At 51.7% G+C, this 21,267-nt stretch carries 15 protein-coding genes and 1 pseudogene; 11 read left to right on the plus strand and 5 right to left on the minus strand.

The window, feature by feature from the left end:
• The first annotated feature begins 3 nt into the window (after window positions 1-3).
• The 6 genes from yihS to ompL all read left to right on the plus strand — a co-directional run bounded on the left by yihS (window position 4) and on the right by ompL (window position 7,843).
• The gene (yihS, locus tag M4I31_RS23215) at window positions 4-1,245 is read left to right on the plus strand and encodes a sulfoquinovose isomerase (protein ID WP_085049706.1); all 1,242 of its coding nucleotides are present in this window, start codon (window positions 4-6) and stop codon (window positions 1,243-1,245) included.
• Window positions 1,246-1,263: 18 nt separating this feature from the next.
• On the plus strand, window positions 1,264-2,106 hold the full coding sequence (locus tag M4I31_RS23220) for an aldose-1-epimerase (protein WP_085049705.1): 843 nt from the start codon (window positions 1,264-1,266) through the stop codon (window positions 2,104-2,106).
• Window positions 2,107-2,154: 48 nt separating this feature from the next.
• Window positions 2,155-4,191, plus strand: coding sequence for an alpha-glucosidase (locus M4I31_RS23225; RefSeq protein ID WP_085049704.1), 2,037 nt, complete (start codon window positions 2,155-2,157; stop codon window positions 4,189-4,191).
• 45 nt (window positions 4,192-4,236) lie between these two features.
• Entirely contained in the window at window positions 4,237-5,619 is a 1,383-nt protein-coding gene (locus tag M4I31_RS23230) for an MFS transporter (RefSeq protein WP_085049703.1), read from the plus strand.
• Window positions 5,620-5,662: 43 nt separating this feature from the next.
• Window positions 5,663-7,084, plus strand: a complete 1,422-nt coding sequence (locus M4I31_RS23235; protein ID WP_085049702.1) for an MFS transporter — start codon at window positions 5,663-5,665, stop codon at window positions 7,082-7,084.
• Between the two features lie 66 nt (window positions 7,085-7,150).
• A complete protein-coding gene (gene ompL / locus M4I31_RS23240) occupies window positions 7,151-7,843 on the plus strand; it encodes a porin OmpL (RefSeq protein ID WP_085049701.1) in 693 nt (230 codons plus the stop codon).
• 70 nt (window positions 7,844-7,913) lie between these two features.
• On the opposite strand, the gene typA is transcribed toward ompL, so the two are convergent.
• Window positions 7,914-9,737 (minus strand): ribosome-dependent GTPase TypA, encoded by a 1,824-nt coding sequence (gene typA / locus M4I31_RS23245; RefSeq protein ID WP_085049700.1) that lies wholly within the window; start codon window positions 9,735-9,737, stop codon window positions 7,914-7,916.
• Window positions 9,738-10,117: 380 nt separating this feature from the next.
• Here typA and glnA point away from each other — a divergent pair, with 380 nt between their 5' ends.
• The 4 genes from glnA (at window position 10,118) to M4I31_RS23265 (ending at window position 14,520) form a co-directional block, all read left to right on the plus strand.
• Window positions 10,118-11,527 carry a glutamate--ammonia ligase gene (gene glnA, locus M4I31_RS23250; protein WP_038635848.1) on the plus strand — a complete coding sequence of 470 codons (1,410 nt, stop codon included), beginning with the start codon at window positions 10,118-10,120 and terminating at the stop codon, window positions 11,525-11,527.
• A gap of 299 nt (window positions 11,528-11,826) precedes the next feature.
• Window positions 11,827-12,876, plus strand: a complete 1,050-nt coding sequence (gene glnL, locus M4I31_RS23255; protein ID WP_038635845.1) for a nitrogen regulation protein NR(II) — start codon at window positions 11,827-11,829, stop codon at window positions 12,874-12,876.
• Window positions 12,877-12,887: 11 nt separating this feature from the next.
• Entirely contained in the window at window positions 12,888-14,297 is a 1,410-nt protein-coding gene (gene glnG / locus M4I31_RS23260) for a nitrogen regulation protein NR(I) (RefSeq protein ID WP_038642954.1), read from the plus strand.
• Between the two features lie 112 nt (window positions 14,298-14,409).
• Window positions 14,410-14,520 (plus strand): YshB family small membrane protein, encoded by a 111-nt coding sequence (locus M4I31_RS23265; RefSeq protein ID WP_003028631.1) that lies wholly within the window; start codon window positions 14,410-14,412, stop codon window positions 14,518-14,520.
• An 87-nt stretch (window positions 14,521-14,607) separates the two neighbouring features.
• Here the strand turns inward: M4I31_RS23265 and hemN are convergent, their stop codons facing one another.
• From hemN to M4I31_RS23280, 3 genes and pseudogenes are all read right to left on the minus strand, one after another.
• On the minus strand, window positions 14,608-15,981 hold the full coding sequence (hemN, locus tag M4I31_RS23270; protein WP_085049699.1) for an oxygen-independent coproporphyrinogen III oxidase: 1,374 nt from the start codon (window positions 15,979-15,981) through the stop codon (window positions 14,608-14,610).
• A gap of 188 nt (window positions 15,982-16,169) precedes the next feature.
• Entirely contained in the window at window positions 16,170-16,682 is a 513-nt protein-coding gene (gene yihI, locus M4I31_RS23275) for a Der GTPase-activating protein YihI (protein ID WP_038635839.1), read from the minus strand.
• 103 nt (window positions 16,683-16,785) lie between these two features.
• Window positions 16,786-17,034, minus strand: a pseudogene (locus tag M4I31_RS23280) (hypothetical protein).
• A gap of 209 nt (window positions 17,035-17,243) precedes the next feature.
• Between M4I31_RS23280 and yihA the strand changes: the two are divergent.
• Complete coding sequence (gene yihA / locus M4I31_RS23285; RefSeq protein WP_069324898.1) at window positions 17,244-17,876, plus strand: ribosome biogenesis GTP-binding protein YihA/YsxC; 633 nt, start codon at window positions 17,244-17,246, stop codon at window positions 17,874-17,876.
• Between the two features lie 333 nt (window positions 17,877-18,209).
• Here the strand turns inward: yihA and polA are convergent, their stop codons facing one another.
• The gene (gene polA / locus M4I31_RS23290) at window positions 18,210-20,996 is read right to left on the minus strand and encodes a DNA polymerase I (protein WP_085049698.1); all 2,787 of its coding nucleotides are present in this window, start codon (window positions 20,994-20,996) and stop codon (window positions 18,210-18,212) included.
• Window positions 20,997-21,267: the final 271 nt, after the last annotated feature.

Genomic DNA, 21,267 nt, shown 5'->3' on the forward strand with positions numbered 1-21,267 from the left:
AACATGAAATGGTTTAACACCTTAAGCCACAATCGCTGGCTGGAGCAGGAAACTGACCGCATCTTTAACTTTGGTAAAAATGCTGCTGTTCCTACCGGTTTTGGCTGGCTGGGAAATAGTGGTCAGGTCAGAGCGGATATGGGAACACATCTGTGGATCACCGCCCGCATGCTGCACGTTTACTCCGTTGCCGCATCCATGGGTCGCCCCGGCGCATATCAGCTAGTCGATCACGGAATTAAAGCGCTGAATGGCGCGCTACGCGACACACGTTACGGAGGCTGGTACGCCTGCGTAAATGACGAAGGCGTGATGGATGCCTCCAAACAGGGCTATCAGCATTTCTTCGTCTTGCTTGGTGCAGCCAGCGCGGTCACTACCGGGCATCCACAGGCCAGACAATTGCTGGATGACGCTATCGAAGTGATTGAGAAGTACTTCTGGAGCGAAGATGAGCAGATGTGTCTGGAGTCCTGGGACGAAGCCTTCAGCCAGACGGAAGATTACCGCGGTGGCAACGCCAACATGCACGCGGTTGAAGCCTTCCTGATCGTTTATGACGTTACCCATGACCGCAAATGGCTTGATCGCGCGCTACGTATCGCATCGGTAATTATTCACGATGTGGCTCGCAGGGGTGAGTATCGCGTCAACGAACACTTCGATTCACAGTGGAACCCAATCCGCGATTACAACAAAGATAATCCAGCGCATCGTTTCCGCGCCTACGGCGGCACGCCGGGCCACTGGATCGAATGGGGCCGCCTGATGTTGCATCTGCATGCCGCGCTGGAGGCCCGCTTTGAAACGCCTCCCGCCTGGTTGCTGGAAGATGCCAAGGGTCTGTTCCACGCCACTATCCGCGATGCCTGGGCGCCGGACGGCGCAGACGGCTTTGTCTACTCGGTGGACTGGGACGGAAAACCCATCGTGCGTGAAAGAGTGCGTTGGCCGATAGTCGAGGCCATGGGCACCGCTTACGCCCTCTATACCCTCACTAGCGACAGCCAGTACGAAGCCTGGTATCAGAAGTGGTGGGATTACTGCATCACGTATCTGATGGACTACGAGACCGGTTCATGGTGGCAGGAGCTGGATACCGATAACAAGGTAACTACCAAAGTCTGGGATGGTAAGCAGGATATTTACCATCTGCTGCACTGCCTCGTGATCCCACGTTTGCCGCTGGCTCCGGGTCTTGCTCCGGCGGTGGCAGCCGGTCTGCTGGACATCAACGCCAAATAAATCACGAGGTGAGCAGCCATGCATAGCGGTGGAAAAACCCTTCATCTTCAGGCTGGCCATTACCAGGCGAAAATCGTCACGGTTGGCGCTGGGTTAGCAGAATTGACGCACCGTGGGCGTCACGTCGTTATTCCACATAAGCCGGAAGAGATGCCGCTGGCGCATTTGGGAAAAGTGTTAATTCCCTGGCCAAACCGCGTTGCAGACGGCTGCTATCAACATAACGGCAAGACCTATCAGCTTGCCGTTAACGACCCTGTTTTGCATACCGCCATTCATGGATTACTGGCCTGGCGCGACTGGCAGATTAACCAACTGTCGAACACGGAAGTGTCGCTGACGATTTTTCTACCGCCTTCTTATGGTTATCCCTTTGCGCTGTATTCAGAGGTGAATTACCGGCTGGATGCTCCCCGCGGACTGCACGTTTTTATTCGTACCCAGAATGTGGGCGATGAAACTGCACCGTATGGCGCGGGAGCACATCCCTACCTGACCTGCAATTTGCAACCCATCGATAGCTGCGAATTAACGCTCCCGATGAGTGCAGAAATGTGTGATGAACGCAATTTCACAAAGCCGCGCTTAATCGCGCAAACCACTCTCGATCATACATTCAGGAGCTTGCAGCCTGACGCTGGGTGGGAGGTCAGGATGACCAGCCCCGCTCAAAACATGTCGACGTATTTACGCAGCCACCAGCCCTGGCTGCAGGTGTATACCGGCGAAAAATTAGCACGCCGCGGCCTGGCGGTAGAACCGATGACCTGCCCGCCCGACGCCTTTAACTCCGGGATTAGCCTGATTCATCTCGCGCCCGGAGAAACGCATCAAATGCATTTTTTAATCGGCAGTGAATAACAGATTTCCGACAAATTACCGAAATACCCTATTTTTACGGAGACGAAAATGAATTCGCTACAACAATGGTCCACCGCATTAGAACTGACGACGTTACAAAATGGATTTACACTGACGTACCACCAGCGCCCGATCTTACGTCACAGCGCAGAGACCCCTTGCCTGTGGATTGGCGCTGGCGTTGCCGACATTGATATGTTCCGCGGTAACTTCAGCATTAAAGACAAGCTCAATGAGAAGATTGCCCTGACCGACGCCACGGTAAGCGAGTCTCCTGAAGGCTGGCGGGTAGATTTCAGCCGCGGTAATACTATCAACGCCACGCTGCACATCTCTACCGATGAACAGGGTCGTTTGAAGCTCGACCTTCATAACGAGGAACGCAGCCATAACCGTATCTGGCTGCGTCTGGCCGCTAACCCAGACGACCATATTTACGGCTGCGGCGAACAGTTCTCTTATTTCGATTTGCGCGGTAAGCCATTCCCACTGTGGACCAGCGAACAGGGCGTGGGCCGCAACAAAAAAAGCTATGTCACCTGGCAGGCCGACTGCAAAGAAAATGCCGGCGGTGACTACTACTGGACCTTCTTCCCACAACCAACCTTTGTCAGTACGCAGAAGTATTATTGCCACGTTGATAACAGCTGCTATATGAATTTCGACTTCAGCGCGCCGGAGTATCACGAACTGGCGTTGTGGGAGGATAAAACCACCCTGCGCTTTGAGTGCGCTGACACTTACATCTCCCTGCTGGAGAAATTAACCGCATTGTTAGGCCGCCAGCCGGAGCTGCCGGACTGGATTTACGACGGCGTCACGCTGGGCATTCAGGGCGGGACTGAGATTTGCCAGAACAAACTGGACACCATGCGTAACGCTGGCGTGAAAGTTAACGGCATCTGGGCACAGGACTGGTCCGGGATCCGCATGACCTCCTTTGGTAAGCGCGTGATGTGGAACTGGAAATGGAACAGCGACAACTACCCACAACTGGACAGTCGTATTAAGCAGTGGAAAGAAGAAGGCGTGCAGTTCCTCTCCTATATCAACCCGTACGTCGCCAGCGACAAAGATCTCTGCGCTGAAGCAGCCAAACACGGTTATCTGGCGAAAGATGCTTCTGGCGATGACTATCTGGTTGAGTTCGGCGAGTTTTACGGCGGCGTAGTCGATCTGACCAACCCCGAAGCTTACGGCTGGTTCAAAGAAGTGATCAAAAAGAACATGATCGCGCTGGGCTGCGGCGGCTGGATGGCCGACTTTGGCGAATACCTGCCAACCGACACTTACCTGCACAACGGCGTCAGCGCCGAAATTATGCATAACGCGTGGCCCGCACTGTGGGCGAAATGTAACTACGAAGCGCTACAGGAGACCGGCAAGCTCGGCGAGATCCTGTTCTTTATGCGTGCGGGCTACACCGGCAGCCAGAAATACTCCACCATGATGTGGGCGGGCGATCAGAACGTTGACTGGAGCCTCGACGATGGTCTGGCCTCGGTCGTTCCTGCCGCGCTGTCGCTGGCGATGACCGGCCACGGTCTGCACCATAGCGATATCGGTGGTTACACCACGTTGTTTGACATGAAACGCAGCAAAGAGCTGTTGCTACGCTGGTGTGATTTCAGCGCCTTCACCCCGATGATGCGCACCCATGAAGGTAACCGCCCAGGCGATAACTGGCAGTTTGATGGCGATGTAGAAACCATTGCCCACTTTGCCCGCATGACCACCGTCTTCACCACCCTGAAGCCGTATCTCAAACAGGCCGTCGCGCAAAACAGCGCCACCGGTCTGCCGGTGATGCGCCCGCTGTTCCTGCATTACGAAGACGATGCGCGTACTTACACCCTGAAGTATCAGTACCTGCTGGGACAAGATTTGCTGGTAGCGCCAGTTCACGAACAGGGACGCAGCGACTGGACGCTGTATCTGCCAGAGGATAGCTGGATCAACGTCTGGACCGGGGAAACTTACCAGGGGGGTGAAATTACCGTGGATGCGCCTATTGGCCAGCCTCCGGTGTTTTATCGCGCGAAGAGTGAATGGGCGTCACTGTTTGCCACTTTACGCAACATCTAACACGGCTCGCCCGCGGGGCAACTCGCGGGCACATGGAGAATAATAATGAGTCAGACTTCCTCTAATCCGGCAACCCTACGCTTGCCGTTCAAAGAAAAACTCGCCTATGGGATGGGTGATTTAGGCTCCAATATCCTGCTGGACATTGGTACGCTCTATTTACTCAAGTTTTATACTGATGTCCTTGGTTTACCGGGAACTTATGGCGGTATCATTTTCCTTATCGCCAAGTTTTTTACCGCGTTTACTGATATGGGCACCGGGATTATGCTCGATTCGCGCCGCAAAATCGGCCCGAAAGGTAAATTCCGTCCATTCGTCCTTTATGCCGCATTTCCGGTTACCTTGCTGGCGATTGCCAACTTTGTCGGTACACCGTTTGAAGTCACCGGTAAAACGGTCATGGCAACGGTGCTGTTTATGCTGTACGGGCTGTTCTTCAGCATGATGAACTGCTCTTACGGCGCGATGGTGCCTGCAATCACGAAAAACCCGGACGAACGCGCGTCGCTGGCCGCCTGGCGACAAGGAGGCGCAACTCTCGGGCTGCTGCTGTGCACCGTCGGCTTTGTACCGGTAATGAACCTGATCGAAGGCAATTCACAGCTGGCTTATATTTTCGCCGCCACGTTGTTTTCGCTGTTTGGCCTGTTATTCATGTGGTTGTGCTATGCCGGTGTAAAAGAACGCTACGTGGAAGTGAAACCCGTGGATGCCGCGCAAAAACCGGGATTGCTGCAATCCTTCCGCGCCATCGCCGGTAACCGCCCGCTATTTATTCTGTGCATTGCCAACCTTTGCACGCTGGGCGCATTCAACGTCAAGCTGGCGATTCAGGTCTATTACACCCAGTACGTACTGAACGATCCGATCCTCCTTTCCTGGATGGGTTTTTTCAGCATGGGCTGTATCTTCATTGGCGTCTTCCTGATGCCTGGGATGGTCAGACGTTTTGGTAAGAAGAAGGTTTATATTGGCGGACTGCTGATTTGGGTCGCGGGCGATCTGCTTAACTACTTCTTTGGCGGTGGCTCAGTCAGCTTTGTCGCCTTCTCTTGTCTGGCGTTCTTCGGCTCAGCCTTCGTTAATAGTCTGAACTGGGCGCTGGTCTCCGATACGGTGGAATATGGCGAATGGCGTACCGGCGTACGCTCTGAAGGCACGGTATACACTGGCTTCACCTTCTTCCGTAAAGTTTCACAGGCGCTGGCAGGCTTCTTCCCTGGCTGGATGCTGACGCAAATCGGCTACGTCCCCAACGTGGTGCAATCTGCGAGCACGGTCGAAGGTTTGCGGCAGCTTATCTTTATTTATCCGTGTGCCCTGGCAGTTATCACCATCGTGGCAATGGGCTGTTTCTACAATCTCAACGAAAAGATGTATGTCCGCATCGTTGAAGAGATAGAAGCACGTAAACAACCCGTTTGATAATAATGAATAGCGCTCTACGGGGCGCTATTGAGGAGCGATTATGTCTTTTCATGATCCGCTAACGCTAAAACTGAGCCTGCGTGAAAAATTCGCCTACGGAGTGGGTGACTTCGGCTCAAATTTGATGCTGTGTATCGGCACGCTGTATCTGCTTAAATTTTATACCGATGAACTAGGGATGCCTGCATATTACGGTGGGATTATCTTTCTGGTGGCGAAGTTCTTCACCGCCTTTACCGATATGCTGACCGGTGTATTGCTGGACTCAAGGCGAAATATTGGCACAAAAGGAAAATTCAGACCCTTTATTTTATATGCGTCATTCCCTGTCGCAATCGTTGCCAGCGCGCAGTTTTTAGCGACAGATTTTACGCTCACGGTGAAAACCGGGCTGGCGACGGTGCTGTTTATGCTGTTTGGTCTGTTCTATAGCCTGATGAACTGCTCCTACGGCGCGATGGTGCCAGCTATCACGAAAAACCCACATGAACGCGCTCAGCTCGCCGCCTGGCGTCAGGGCGGCGCAACCATGGGTCTGCTATTGTGTACCGTTGGCTTTATGCCGATTCAGGCGCTGTTTGTCAGTTCCCCCTCATTGGGTTATCTGATTGCCGCATTGATCTTTTCAGTCTGCGGGCTGTTCAGCATGTGGTGGTGCTTTAGCGGTGTGAAAGAACGTTATATCGAAATCGTGCCGGATCACCATAAGCCCAGCATTCTCAAATCATTCTGTGCCATTTTCCGTAATCCCCCGCTGTTGGTGCTGTGTGTCGCCAACCTGTGTACACTGGCCGCATTCAACATCAAACTGGCAATCCAGGTGTATTACACCCAGTACGTGCTCAATGATATTCATCTGCTGTCGTGGATGGGTTTTTTCAGCATGGGATGCATTCTGGTCGGCGTGCTGCTGGTTCCCGCGACCGTGAAACGCTTCGGTAAAAAGCAGGTTTATCTCGGCGGTCTGGCATTATGGGCTGTCGGTGATGTTCTGAACTTTTTCTGGGGCAGTACGTCATTTTTGTTCGTAACATTCTCCTGTATGGCCTTCTTCGGGACAGCATTCGTCAACAGCCTGAACTGGGCGTTGGTTCCGGATACGGTCGATTATGGCGAATGGAAAACGGGGATCCGCGCGGAAGGTTCGGTGTATACGGGTTATACTTTTTCTCGCAAAATTTCCGCTGCGCTCGCGGGTTTCCTGCCAGGCATCATGCTGACGCAAATCGGTTATATTCCCAACATAACCCAGAGCGATGCCACCCTGCTTGGCCTGCGTCAGCTTATTTTTCTGTGGCCTTGCGGGCTGGCTATTATCGCTGCATTCACGATGGGTTTATTTTATAAACTCAATGAAACGCGTTTTGCTTTTATTATTGAGGAAATCAGCCAACGGAAGAAAAACAACACTCAAGCGGATCCTGTTACCACTAAAAATAATACCTCTGCTGTAAACGTATAAAAATAATTGCCGCTTATTCCATCTTAATGGATGGCGGCCTCCCTACGCTTAAAAAATGGATTTATTATGAAAAAGTTAACAACAATAATTCTCTTATCCTCTGTTATGTCTACTTCTGTTTTTGCAGGCGCCTATGTCGAGAATCGCGAGGCATATAATCTGGCATCCGATCAGATAGAAGTGATGATGCGCGTTGGCTATAACTCCGATATGGGCGCAGGTATCATGCTCACCAACACCTACACCATGCAACGCAAGGATGAGTTAAAACACGGCTATAACGAAATAGAAGGTTGGTATCCTTTATTTAAACCGACGGATAAATTAACTATCCAGCCCGGCGGGTTGATCAACGATAAGAGTACGGGTTCCGGTGGCGCTGCCTACCTGGATGTTAACTATAAATTTACCCCGTGGTTTAATCTTACCGTGCGTAATCGTTATAACCATAATAACTACAGTTCAACCGACCTAAACGGTGATCAGGATAATAACGATACCTATGAAATAGGTAACTACTGGAATTTTACTATCACCGATAAGTTTTCCTATACCTTTGAGCCGCACTATTTTATTCGAGTCAATGACTTCAACAGCAGTAACGGAAAAGATCATCACTGGGAAATTACAAATACCTTTAAGTATCGTATCAATGAACACTGGCTACCCTATCTGGAGTTACGCTGGTTAGATCGCAATGTGGAACCCTATCATCGCGAGCAAAATCAGATCCGTATTGGGGCAAAGTATTTCTTCTGATACTCCCGAGATAATAAAAAGCCGCTGATAACCAGCGGCTTTTTTATGCTTACCTGAGAAAGAGCGTTAATTACTCTTCTCTCGCGCCACGCATTGCACGGCGACGATCGTTTTCAGTCAGGTGACGCTTACGGATACGGATAGAGGTTGGAGTCACTTCTACCAGTTCGTCGTCATCGATGAATTCCAGAGCCTGCTCCAGAGTCATCTTAACCGGCGGAACCAGAACCGTTGCTTCGTCAGTACCGGACGCACGCATGTTGGTCAGTTTCTTACCGGTCAGGCAGTTTACGGTCAGGTCGTTAGAGCGGCTGTGAATACCGATGATCTGGCCTTCGTAAACTTCAGCACCGTGACCCAGGAACAGCTTACCGCGGTCCTGCAGGCTGAACAGTGCGAACGCAACTGCTTTACCCTGGCCGTTGGAGATCAGTACGCCGTTCTGACGCTGACCCACATCACCCGCACGAACGTCGTCGTAGTGGCTGAAGGTGGAATACAGCAGACCGGTACCGGAGGTCATGGTCATGAATTCTGAACGGAAGCCGATCAGACCACGGCTTGGGATCACGTAGTCAAGACGTACGCGGCCTTTGCCATCTGGATTCATGTTTTTCAGATCGCCTTTACGCTCACCCAGAGCCTGCATCACAGAACCCTGATGCTGCTCTTCAACGTCCAGCGTTACGTTTTCGAACGGCTCTTGTTTACGGCCATCGATTTCGCGGAAGATAACTTTCGGACGGGAAACCGCCATTTCGAAACCTTCACGACGCATGTTTTCGATCAGAACAGACAGGTGCAGCTCACCACGACCGGAAACACGGAACGCATCCGCATCTTCGGTTTCTTCAACGCGCAGCGCAACGTTGTGCACCAGCTCTTTGTTCAGGCGGTCAAGGATCTGACGAGAGGTAACATATTTACCTTCTTTACCACAGAACGGAGAGGTGTTTACGCAGAAGAACATGGTTACGGTCGGTTCATCAACGGACAGAGCCGGCAGCGCTTCGACATTCTGCGGGTCGCAGATGGTGTCGGAGATGTTCAGTTCGCCCAGACCGGTGATCGCGATGATATCGCCTGCTTCGGCAATATCACTCTCGATACGTTCCAGACCCAGGTGGGTCAGAACTTTACCGACTTTACCGTTGCGGGTTTTGCCTTCGCTATCAATGATAGTGATCTGCTGGTTCGGTTTAACTTTACCGCGTTTGATGCGGCCGATACCGATAACGCCAACGTAGTTGTTGTAGTCCAGCTGAGAGATTTGCATCTGCAGCGGGCCGTCAAGGTCTACGTTCGGAGCCGGTACGCGATCAACGATGGTCTGATACAGCGGAGTCATGTCTTCCGCCATATCTTCGTGATCCAGACCTGCGATACCGTTCAGCGCGGAAGCGTAAACGATCGGGAAGTCCAGTTGTTCGTCGGTAGCGTCGAGGTTAACGAACAGGTCGAATACCTGATCAACAACCCAGTCAGGGCGCGCGCCAGGACGGTCAACTTTGTTGATAACAACAATTGGCTTCAGGCCATGGGCAAAGGCTTTTTTGGTCACGAAGCGCGTCTGCGGCATCGGACCATCCATTGCATCCACCACCAGCAGCACGGAGTCGACCATGGACATTACACGTTCAACTTCACCACCGAAGTCGGCGTGCCCCGGGGTGTCAACGATGTTGATACGGTAGTCATTCCATTTGATAGCGGTGTTTTTAGCGAGGATGGTAATCCCACGCTCTTTCTCCAAATCGTTGGAGTCCATCACGCGCTCTTGGGTTTCAGCACGTGCATCGAACGTACCGGATTGTTGGAGCAGCTTGTCTACCAGGGTCGTTTTACCATGGTCTACGTGCGCGATGATGGCGATGTTACGCAAATTTTCGATCACAACTTTGCCTCAGGCATTTTAGAAATAGCGCGTTATTGTACACGGATTAATCGCAGTACAAAACAGGATCACAAACATCCTCCGCAAACAAGTATTGCAGAGTTTCTTTGTGATCACATTCACGGAGCGTTAAAAGGGGTAATCTGGGGTGCGTTGCACCAATATGGTGCTTAATGTTCACATTAAAGCACTATAATGGTGCAATACATCCTTCATGGTGCAGCCCCTTTGCACGATAGTGCGCATGATAACGCCTTTTAGGGGCAATTTAAAAGTTGGCACAGATTTCGCTTTATCTTTTTTACGGCGACACGGCCAATTTTTTGCAGAATTGAAGACTTCGTTACCACGACGACCATGACCAATCCGGGAGAGTAAGTATGTCCGCTGAACACGTTTTGACGATGCTGAACGAACACGAAGTGAAGTTTGTTGATTTGCGCTTCACTGATACTAAAGGTAAAGAACAGCACGTCACTATTCCTGCTCATCAGGTAAATGCCGAATTCTTTGAAGAAGGCAAAATGTTTGACGGCTCCTCAATCGGTGGCTGGAAAGGCATTAACGAATCAGACATGGTTCTGATGCCAGATGCGTCTACTGCACTCATTGACCCGTTCTATGAAGAGTCCACCCTGATCATCCGTTGTGATATCCTGGAACCCGGTACGCTGCAGGGCTACGACCGCGACCCGCGCTCCATCGCTAAACGCGCTGAAGAGTACCTGCGTTCTACCGGCATCGCAGACACCGTTCTGTTCGGGCCAGAGCCAGAGTTCTTCCTGTTTGACGACATCCGTTTCGGCGCGTCCATTTCCGGTTCCCACGTGGCTATCGATGATATCGAGGGCGCATGGAACTCCTCCACCAAATACGAAGGTGGTAACAAAGGTCACCGTCCGGGCGTGAAAGGCGGTTACTTCCCGGTTCCTCCGGTAGATTCTTCTCAGGACATCCGTTCTACCATGTGTCTGATCATGGAAGAAATGGGCCTCGTCGTTGAAGCGCATCACCACGAAGTAGCGACTGCTGGTCAGAACGAAATCGCGACCCGCTTCAACACCATGACCAAAAAAGCGGACGAAATTCAGATCTACAAATATGTGGTTCACAACGTCGCTCACCGTTTCGGTAAAACCGCGACCTTTATGCCAAAACCAATGTTTGGCGATAACGGTTCCGGCATGCACTGCCACATGTCCCTGTCCAAGAACGGCGTAAACCTGTTCTCCGGTGACAAATATGCGGGTCTGTCTGAGCAGGCGCTGTACTACATCGGCGGCGTTATCAAACACGCTAAAGCGATCAACGCCCTGGCGAACCCGACCACCAACTCCTACAAGCGTCTGGTCCCGGGTTACGAAGCGCCGGTAATGCTGGCTTACTCTGCCCGTAACCGTTCTGCTTCTATCCGTATTCCGGTAGTGGCTTCTCCGAAAGCGCGTCGTATCGAAGTGCGCTTCCCGGACCCGGCTGCTAACCCGTACCTGTGCTTTGCCGCGCTGCTGATGGCGGGTCTTGACGGTATTAAGAACAAGATCCACCCGGGTGAAGCGATGGACAAAAACCTGTACGACCTGCCGCCTGAAGAAGCGAAGGAGATCCCACAGGTTGCAGGTTCTCTGGAAGAAGCACTGAAAGAACTGGATCTGGACCGCGAGTTCCTGACTGCAGGCGGCGTGTTCACCAATGAAGCGATCGATGCGTACATTGCGCTGCGTCGTGAAGAAGATGACCGTGTGCGCATGACGCCGCACCCGGTAGAGTTTGAGCTGTACTACAGCGTTTAATTTAACTTTTACACTCTCACATAAAAACGTGCAGAGGGTGTAATAACCAATGGATTTCTTGCTACAGCAAGGCGGCAATTGAGTGAATCCCCGGGAGCTTACATAAGTAAGTGACTGGGGTGAGCGAAAGCAGCCAACACAGCTGTAGGGAGAAAGACGAAGGTTTTAGTTGCCGTGGAACTTTTAGCCCATCTCTGGATGGGCTTTTTTCTCCACTAACAACCTGCTTTCTCGCGCTTTTTATCCATAAAAAGCTATAATGCACTAAAATGGTGCAACACTTTTCAGGAGACTGCTGAATGGCAACCGGCACGCTGCCCGATGCTGGGCAGATCCTCAATTCTTTAATCAATAGCATCTTACTCGTCGACGATGAGCTGTCGATACATTACGCCAACCCGGCGGCGCAACAACTGCTCGCCCAAAGCTCCCGCAAACTGTTTGGTACACCGCTGCCCGATCTGTTGAGTTATTTTTCGTTAAACATCGGACTGATGCGTGAGAGCCTGGAAGCTGGTCAGGGCTTTACGGATAACGAAGTGACGCTGGTGATAGACAGCCACTCGCATATCCTCTCTGTGACCGCCCAGAGGCTGCCTGATGGGCTTATCCTGCTGGAGATGGCGCCAATGGATAACCAGCGCCGTCTGAGTCAGGAACAGCTCCAGCATGCCCAGCAAATTGCCGCCCGCGATCTGGTACGCGGTCTGGCGCATGAAATTAAAAACCCGTTGGGCGGTTTACGCGGCGCGGCGCAGCTTCTCAGTAAAGCGCTCCCGGACCCGGCGCTGACCGAATATACCAAAGTTATTATTGAGCAGGCCGATCGCCTGCGTAATCTGGTCGACCGTCTGTTAGGACCGCAACAACCGGGCATGCATATCACGGAAAGTATTCACAAAGTGGCGGAGCGTGTGGTGGCGCTGGTTTCGATGGAAGTGCCAGAAAACGTTACGCTAATTCGTGATTACGATCCGAGCCTGCCTGAGTTATTGCACGACCCGGACCAGATAGAACAGGTTCTGCTGAATATCGTGCGCAATGCCCTGCAAGCGTTAGGGCCGGAAGGCGGCGAGATCGTACTGCGTACCCGCACTGCGTTTCAGCTCACGCTGCACGGCGTGCGTTACCGTCTGGCGGCGCGGATCGATGTTGAGGATAACGGCCCGGGTATTCCCCCTCATTTGCAGGACACGCTGTTCTACCCAATGGTCAGCGGTCGCGAGGGCGGTACCGGCCTTGGGTTATCCATCGCCCGTAATTTAATTGATCAGCATTCCGGCAAAATTGAATTTACCAGTTGGCCGGGTCATACCGAGTTCTCGGTTTACCTGCCTATCAGGAAATAAAGGTGACGTTTATGCAACGAGGAATAGTCTGGGTCGTTGATGACGATAGTTCCATCCGTTGGGTGCTAGAACGTGCGCTCGCAGGAGCTGGTCTGAGCTGTACCGCATTTGAAAGCGGTAAAGAGGTATTGGATGCACTGGCCAGCAAAACACCGGACGTACTGTTGTCAGACATTCGCATGCCGGGTATGGATGGTCTGACCCTGCTAAAACAGATCAAACAGCGTCATCCGATGCTTCCGGTCATCATAATGACGGCGCATTCCGATCTGGATGCCGCCGTCAGCGCCTACCAGCAAGGGGCGTTTGATTATCTGCCCAAACCTTTTGATATTGACGAAGCTGTGGCGCTGGTCGAACGCGCCATCAGTCATTATCAGGAACAGCAGCAGCCGCGTAATGTACAAATCCACGGTCCCACGACCGACATCATTGGCGAAGCGCCGGCGATGCAGGATGTTTTTCGCATTATTGGCCGGCTTTCACGTTCTTCAATCAGCGTATTGATTAATGGAGAGTCCGGGACCGGTAAAGAGCTGGTCGCTCATGCCCTACACCGCCACAGCCCACGCGTCAAAGCGCCGTTTATCGCGCTGAACATGGCGGCTATCCCGAAAGATTTGATCGAGTCTGAACTGTTCGGTCATGAGAAAGGGGCGTTTACCGGGGCAAATACCATTCGTCAGGGGCGTTTTGAGCAGGCTGACGGTGGTACGCTGTTCCTCGACGAAATCGGCGATATGCCGCTGGACGTGCAAACGCGTTTACTGCGCGTATTAGCCGATGGACAGTTTTACCGTGTGGGCGGTTATGCGCCGGTGAAAGTGGATGTTCGCATCATCGCCGCCACGCATCAGAATCTGGAACTGCGCGTACAGGAAGGCAAATTCCGTGAAGATTTATTCCACCGTCTGAATGTCATTCGCGTTCATTTGCCCCCGCTGCGTGAACGTCGGGAAGACATCCCTCGCCTGGCACGTCATTTCCTGCAGGAAGCGGCCCGCGAGCTGGGGGTGGAAGCCAAGCAATTACATCCCGAAACCGAGGCAGCGCTTACGCGTCTGGCCTGGCCAGGCAACGTACGCCAGCTTGAAAACACCTGCCGCTGGTTAACCGTCATGGCTGCCGGACAGGAAGTATTGATTCAGGACTTGCCGACCGAGCTTTTTGAAACCAGCGTGCCAGACGCGCCGTCCACTATGCAGCCGGACAGTTGGGCAACGCTGTTAGCGCAGTGGGCAGACCGGGCATTACGTTCCGGTCATCAAAACTTGCTTTCTGAAGCTCAACCAGAGATGGAGCGCACGCTGTTGACCACCGCGCTGCGTCATACCCAGGGGCATAAACAGGAAGCAGCGCGTTTGCTCGGCTGGGGCCGTAATACCTTGACGCGTAAGTTAAAAGAACTCGGAATGGAGTGACGATCGGTCGCTGTGTAAAGATTGATAATTGAGCGCAAATTGCTGCTATTTTGCGCTTTACTGTTCCGATGAGTTAAGTATGATCGTGCCCGGCTAACGGGGGGAAGTCATCATGCTGGAATCAATGATTAATCTGCTGTCGAGCGGTGCGGTCGAAAGCCATACGCCACAAACTGCGGTTGCCGCAGTGCTGTGCGCGGCGCTGGTTGGACTGTTCAGCTAGTGGGTTTGTCGGGTGGCGCTGCGCTTACCCGACCTACGTATTGATATTTCGTAGGCCCGGTAAGCGCAGCGCCACCGGGCAACCCGGCTAAATGACGCGTGAGAACTGCTGCATCCGCGCTTTCTGGCGCAGATAGGCATCAAAGCACATGCAAATATTCCGAATCAGCAGGCGGCCCTTAGGCGTAACCTGAATCCCCTTCTCATTCACATCCACCAGCCCATCCTTCGCCAGCGGCGCCAGCAGTTTCAGGTCTTCGGCAAAATAGTCAGCAAAATTCAGATCCCATTGCTGTTCCACGGCGGCATAGTCGAGGCGGAAGTTGCAGATCAGCAGCTTAATCACATCCCGACGAATACAGTCATCGCGGGTCAGCGCAATTCCACGCCATAACGCGTTCCCTTGCTCGTCTACCTGCTGATAATAGCGCTTCAGCTCTTTTTGGTTCTGCGCGTAGTTGTCGCCAATCATACTGATGGCCGATACGCCCATCCCCAAAAGATCGGTATCCCCCTGGGTGGTATACCCCTGGAAATTACGATGCAGCACACCTTTGCGTTGAGCAACTGCCAGTTCGTCATCCGGGCGAGCAAAGTGATCCATGCCAATGAACTGATAACCGGTTTCGGTCAGTGACGAGATGGTCTCCTGCAGGATATCCAGCTTCTGTTGCGCGCTGGGCAGGTCAGCATCTTTGATTTTGCGCTGAGCAGCAAACAGCGTTGGCAAATGCGCGTAGTTAAAAACGCTCAATCGGTCTGGATTTAGCTCAGCCACACGTTTCAGGGTAAAGGCGAAGCTCTCCGGCGTCTGCTTTGGCAGGCCATAAATCAGATCGATGTTCGTCGAGGTAAAGCCAATCTCCCGCGCATGATTCAGCAGCGCAAAGATAAATTCTTCATCCTGCTCACGGTTAACCAGACGCTGAACTTCTTTATTGAAATCCTGTACGCCCATGCTCAGGCGATTAAAACCTTCAGCACGTAAGTGATCGAGTACATCCAGCTCAATTTCACGTGGATCAACTTCGATCGAGATTTCCGCGTCCGCATTAAAGTTGAAGTTGCCACGCAGCAACGACGTCAAACGGCTGATTTGCGCTTTATTCAGGTACGTTGGCGTGCCGCCGCCCCAGTGCAGTTGGCTGACATGGCGTCCGGCAAACAGCGGTGCGCGATGAATGATCTCTTGTTCTAACACATCGAGGTATTGATCGGCTTTATGCTGCTGACGCGTCACAACCTTGTTGCAGCCGCAGAAGTAACACAGTTTATGGCAGAACGGGATGTGAACGTACAACGAGAGCGGACGCTCAGGGTAACGCGCCACAGCGTTTAAAAACGCCTCGGCGCCGTAGTCTTCAGAAAACTCCAGCGCGGTTGGGTACGAGGTATATCGTGGCCCGGAATAGTTATATTTCTGGATCAGGGCCAGGTCCCAGTCTATTAGCTGCTCTGACATGCTCACTCCTTCCGATGGCGTCTCTGGCGGGTACGGCGTACCGGCTTAACCCCTGTGCGAGTAATAAGCCGGTTGCGCAGCCACTTCTGTCGCCGCGACAACCGCTGTAGTTTAACGAATAACCACACCAGATAACATATAACCGGAAGGGTTATAAGCAGGACGGGAAGACCCACGGTGTAAAACCGTTAGTTGCCGCCTTTCAGCAGACGCATCATGTCTTCCTGTTTTTCTTCTTCTTCCTCGTCTTCCTCATCATCGTAAGAGAGACCCAGCTTTTGCATCAGCTCATCAATGCGATCCAGCTTGGCATCAACCCAGGTCTGATCTTCCGCACTCAGGGTTTCTCCTGCTTCAAGACGTTCCAACAGCGCATCCAGGCGCTCATCCGTTTCCAGTAAATCCAACTCAGCCTGTGGTGAAAGCATAGGTTTCTCACTCTTCGGTTTGTGCTGTTTGGTGACTTTTTCGGTCACGCCCAATGGAATGGGGGTTTTACTGCCAATACGAGGATCTTGTTGCTTATTTTGCTTTCCGCCACCAGATGCGCCATCGCTTCCGGACGCACGGCTACCCGCCGCATGGCCACGGTGTTTTTTCTGGCGCTTACGGTCGCGAGCTTCCTGGTTAATTTCTTCGCGTGTTTTACGACGCGCTTTTGCAGGACCTTTACCGCGTGGTGTAGAAGTTGGTTTCATCATGATTCGTCTTTGGCTGTTTTTATTCAGTATATATTTGCGCCGGAATCTAGCAGAAATAAAGAAAAAAGGCGACAGAGTAATCTGTCGCCTTTTTTCCTGACTCTCAACCCTTACGGGCTCTACTATCCCTGTTGGCTATCAACACACCCTGTTTTTCCCTTAGCCTGAAACATTCCGTGTTGTTTCCATTTCCTTTTACTAACGTCTCCGGACGTTTGTCTTCCTGACAATCCTGTGTCTTCGCCTCCTGGCGCTCCTGACCCTCATCCTGAGTCGTCTATCCTGTCAGCTTCCTCGCTATGGACACTACTTTACCGTTTTGGCTTAAACGTACAAGTAACCAAGGTAACAATTTCGGATTTTAAGAATACCGCCTAACCGTAACACTATGATTTATTTAGGCTATGTCATTTTTTACCCTGTCATCTCGTATAGATACTATCGGCAATGTCTCACAAAGTGAGTGGTTTTTACTTACACTGGCTACGCGTCGAAAAACCAGCCTTTTGCTGGTGTTCAGGTATAATCGCTGCAAAGCCTTGATTGATGGAGAGGACCGCTTTGACTAACTTGAATTATCAACAGACGCATTTTGTGATGAGTGCGCCTGATATTCGCCACTTACCTTCCGATACCGGAATCGAAGTGGCTTTTGCTGGCCGTTCCAACGCAGGCAAATCCAGTGCGCTAAATACCCTGACTAATCAAAAGAGTCTGGCGCGTACATCTAAAACACCGGGCCGTACTCAGCTCATCAACCTGTTTGAAGTCGTTGACGGCAAACGTCTGGTTGACCTGCCGGGGTACGGTTACGCCGAAGTGCCGGAAGAGATGAAACGCAAATGGCAGCGCGCACTGGCGGAATATCTGGAAAAGCGTCAGAGCTTGCAAGGCCTGGTCGTGTTAATGGATATTCGTCACCCGCTTAAAGATCTGGACCAGCAGATGATCCTATGGGCGGTAGAGAGCAACGTTCAGGTTCTGGTGCTGCTGACCAAAGCAGACAAGCTGGCCAGCGGCGCGCGCAAAGCTCAACTGAATATGGTGCGTGAAGCCGTGCTGGCATTTAATGGCGATGTGCAGGTAGAAGCCTTTTCATCACTGAAAAAAATGGGCGTAGACAAACTGCGTCAGAAGCTGGATAGCTGGTTTAGTGAACTGGCACCGGTTGAAGAGATTCAGGACGGGGAATAATCTCCCGCTATGCCGGATGGCGTCGCTGCGCGTCTTATCCGGCCTACGGCGTGAGCGAAACTTTTCTTGCGCACAATAAAAAACGCCCCAGTCATTACTGACTGGGGCGGCTAAAATATTCAGCCAAATCCGATTACGTGAAGTAAAAGGTCTGAAAGATAGAACATCTTACCTCTGTACCCTACGAGAATAACTTTACTCTTTTTTGAGCAGCTCAGAAAGCACTTTTTGTAATTTTTTTTCATTCCTTACATAGGGAATTCTAATGGACATCACAAAAAGTTCTATCTTATGTTGCTTAGTTACGAAAAATGGCCGTTATTCAGTCACCCCTTAGTGCGCCTGATCCCAGTTTTCACCACTACCGACTTCCACTAATAACGGCACGTCAATCTGGGTCTCGTTTTCCATCAGTTGATGGATCTTTTTCGACACACTTTCCAGGTCATCTTTGTGCACTTCAAACACCAGTTCATCGTGAACTTGCATGATCATGCGCACGCGCGGTTGCTCGGTTTGCAGCCATCCGTCTACGGCTATCATGGCTCGCTTAATAATGTCTGCGGCAGTACCTTGCATCGGGGCGTTGATTGCGGCACGTTCAGCACCCGCGCGACGAGCGCCATTACTGGATTTAATATCCGGCAAATAGAGGCGACGACCTTCCAGCGTTTCAACGTAACCCTGCTCTTTTGCCTGTGCACGCGTGCGTTCCATATATTCCAGCACGCCAGGATAGCGTTCGAAGTAGAGATCCATGTACTTCTGTGCTTCCTTGCGCGGAATATTTAACTGGCGAGCAAGACCAAAGGCGCTCATCCCGTAGATCAGACCGAAGTTGATAGCTTTCGCGCTGCGGCGTTGTTCGTTAGTTACTGAATCCAGCGGTAAGCCAAAGACTTCAGCGGCCGTTGCGCGGTGAATATCTTTCCCTTCGGCAAATGCGGTAAGCAAGCCTTTATCACGCGAGAGGTGCGCCATGATACGTAGTTCAATCTGCGAGTAGTCCGCGGAAACAATCACGTAGTCTTCCGGGGCAATAAACGCCTGGCGAATACGACGACCTTCGTCATTACGTACCGGGATGTTTTGCAGGTTCGGATCCGTTGAAGACAAGCGTCCGGTCGCGGTAACCGCCTGATGATAGGAGGTATGTACGCGCCCGGTTTTCTTGTTAATCATCAACGGAAGCTTGTCCGTATAGGTCGACTTCAGTTTTGCTAACCCGCGATATTCCAGGATCACTTTCGGCAATGGGTAATCCAACGCAAGCTCTTCCAGTACCTCTTCCGACGTTGATGGTGCGCCGCCAGGCGTTTTCTTCAGCGGCTTAATGCCCTGCTTTTCAAACAGGATGGTTTGCAGTTGCTTGGTGGAAGAGAGGTTAAACGCTTCGCCGGCAATCTCGTGCGCTTTTTGCTCCAGCTCGTTCAAACGCAGCGTCAGCTCTTCTGAATGCTTGTGCAGAACAGCCGGATCGATTTTCACACCGTTGCGCTCAACGCGAGACAAAACCGGCACCAGCGGCATATCAATATTTTCAAAGACGTTCAGCGGCCCTTTATGCTGCTGCAATTCTGGCCACATCTTCAGATGCAGCTGTAGCGTAACGTCGGCGTCTTCCGCAGCGTAACGACCGGCCTCTTCCAGCGCTATCTGGTTAAAGGTCAGCTGGTTTTTGCCTTTTCCGGCGATCTCTTCAAAGGTGATAGTTTTATGTTTCAGCCAGCGGTCCGACAGGCTGTCCATATCGTGTCTACCGGCAACGCTGTTAAGAATGTAGGATTCGAGCATGGTGTCAAAGGTGATGCCGCGCAGCTCGATGCCATAATTCGCCAGGATACCGCGATCGTACTTCAGGTTTTGCCCAACTTTGTGCGCGTTCTCATCTTCCAATAGCGGCTTCAGCAGCGCCAGCGCGCGGTCGCGCGCGATCTGATCGGGGGCGTCCAGGTAGTCATGGGCAACAGGAACATACGCCGCCACGCCCGGTTCAATGGCAAAAGACAGTCCAACCAGATTCGCGGAGATATTGTCCAGGCTGTCAGTTTCTGTATCAAAGGCGAAGACGGGCGCTTTTTTCAGCTTTGCGATCCACTCTTCCAGCGTCGCTTCATCCAGAATCGTCACGTAGTTATCGTAGGAAAGAGCCGTCGCAGGTTCTTCCGGCGTAGCCTCGACGACGATTGTTTCCTGCGGTTTAGCCGCTGGCTTCGTTCCTTTCGCCTGTAGCCATTTACCGGATTCTACGTCTGCAACCCAACGCTTAAATTCGTACTGTTTAAACAGACCAAGCAGTTCATCTGTTGCGGGCTGCTTCACTTCCAGTTGCTCGCAGGTTAACTCCAGTTCCACATCCGTTTTAATGGTCGCTAATTGATAAGAGAGGTACGCCACCTCTTTATTCTGCTCAAGTTTGCCCGCCATGGTTTTTGCGCCACGGAAAGTCAGCCCCGCGATCTTGTCTGATTCTGCATAGAGGGTATCCAGCCCACCCAGCCCCTGAAGCAGAGCCTGAGCCGTTTTCTCACCCACGCCAGGAACGCCTGGAATGTTATCGGAGGAGTCGCCCATCAGCGCCAGGAAATCAATGATCAGCTCAGGCGGCACACCATACTTATTCACCACTTCATCCGGGCCGAGGATCGTATTAGTCATGGTGTTGATCAGGGTGATGTTTGGAGTCACCAACTGAGCCATGTCTTTATCACCGGTACTGATCAATACCGGACGACCAACCTTTTCCGCTTCACGCGCCAGCGTACCGATAACATCATCGGCTTCCACGCCTGAAACAGCCAGTAATGGCAGCCCCATCGCTTTTACCATCGCATGCAGAGGTTCAATCTGCGCGCGCAGATCGTCAGGCATTGGCGGGCGATGTGACTTGTAATGCTCGAATAATTCATCACGGAAGGTTTTACCCTTAGCGTCGAATACCACAGCAGCATGGGTCGGCTGATATTGTAGAATCAAGCTACGCAACATGTTGAGAACACCGTACATCGCACCAGTAGGTTCTCCTGCGCTGTTAGTCAGCGGCGGAAACGCGTGATATGCGCGATAAAGGTAAGATGAGCCATCTACAAGGATAAGTGGGTTTTCTGGGATCTGAACCATAATGTCCGTGCCTGTTTATCAGATTATGGGTAAAGGATGCCACAGACGGGATGAAAACATGAGTTTTTCGCCGTTTTTGTCGAAAAACTTTTGCAGTTCTTCTGCTTTGATCGCAAATCAAACTGTGGATAACTTTGTGAATAAATAATTTTCAGCGCTTTAAATATAGCAAGTTAATTATTGAACAATTACATTTTTTCATATATTTCAGTTAATTAAAGAAACTTACAGCATTTTATCCCATTTTTATCGCTTGTCTCCTGATGTGGAT

Origin of the sequence: Citrobacter sp. XT1-2-2, assembly GCF_023516235.1 — a bacterium.
Lineage (GTDB): Bacteria > Pseudomonadota > Gammaproteobacteria > Enterobacterales > Enterobacteriaceae > Citrobacter > Citrobacter werkmanii.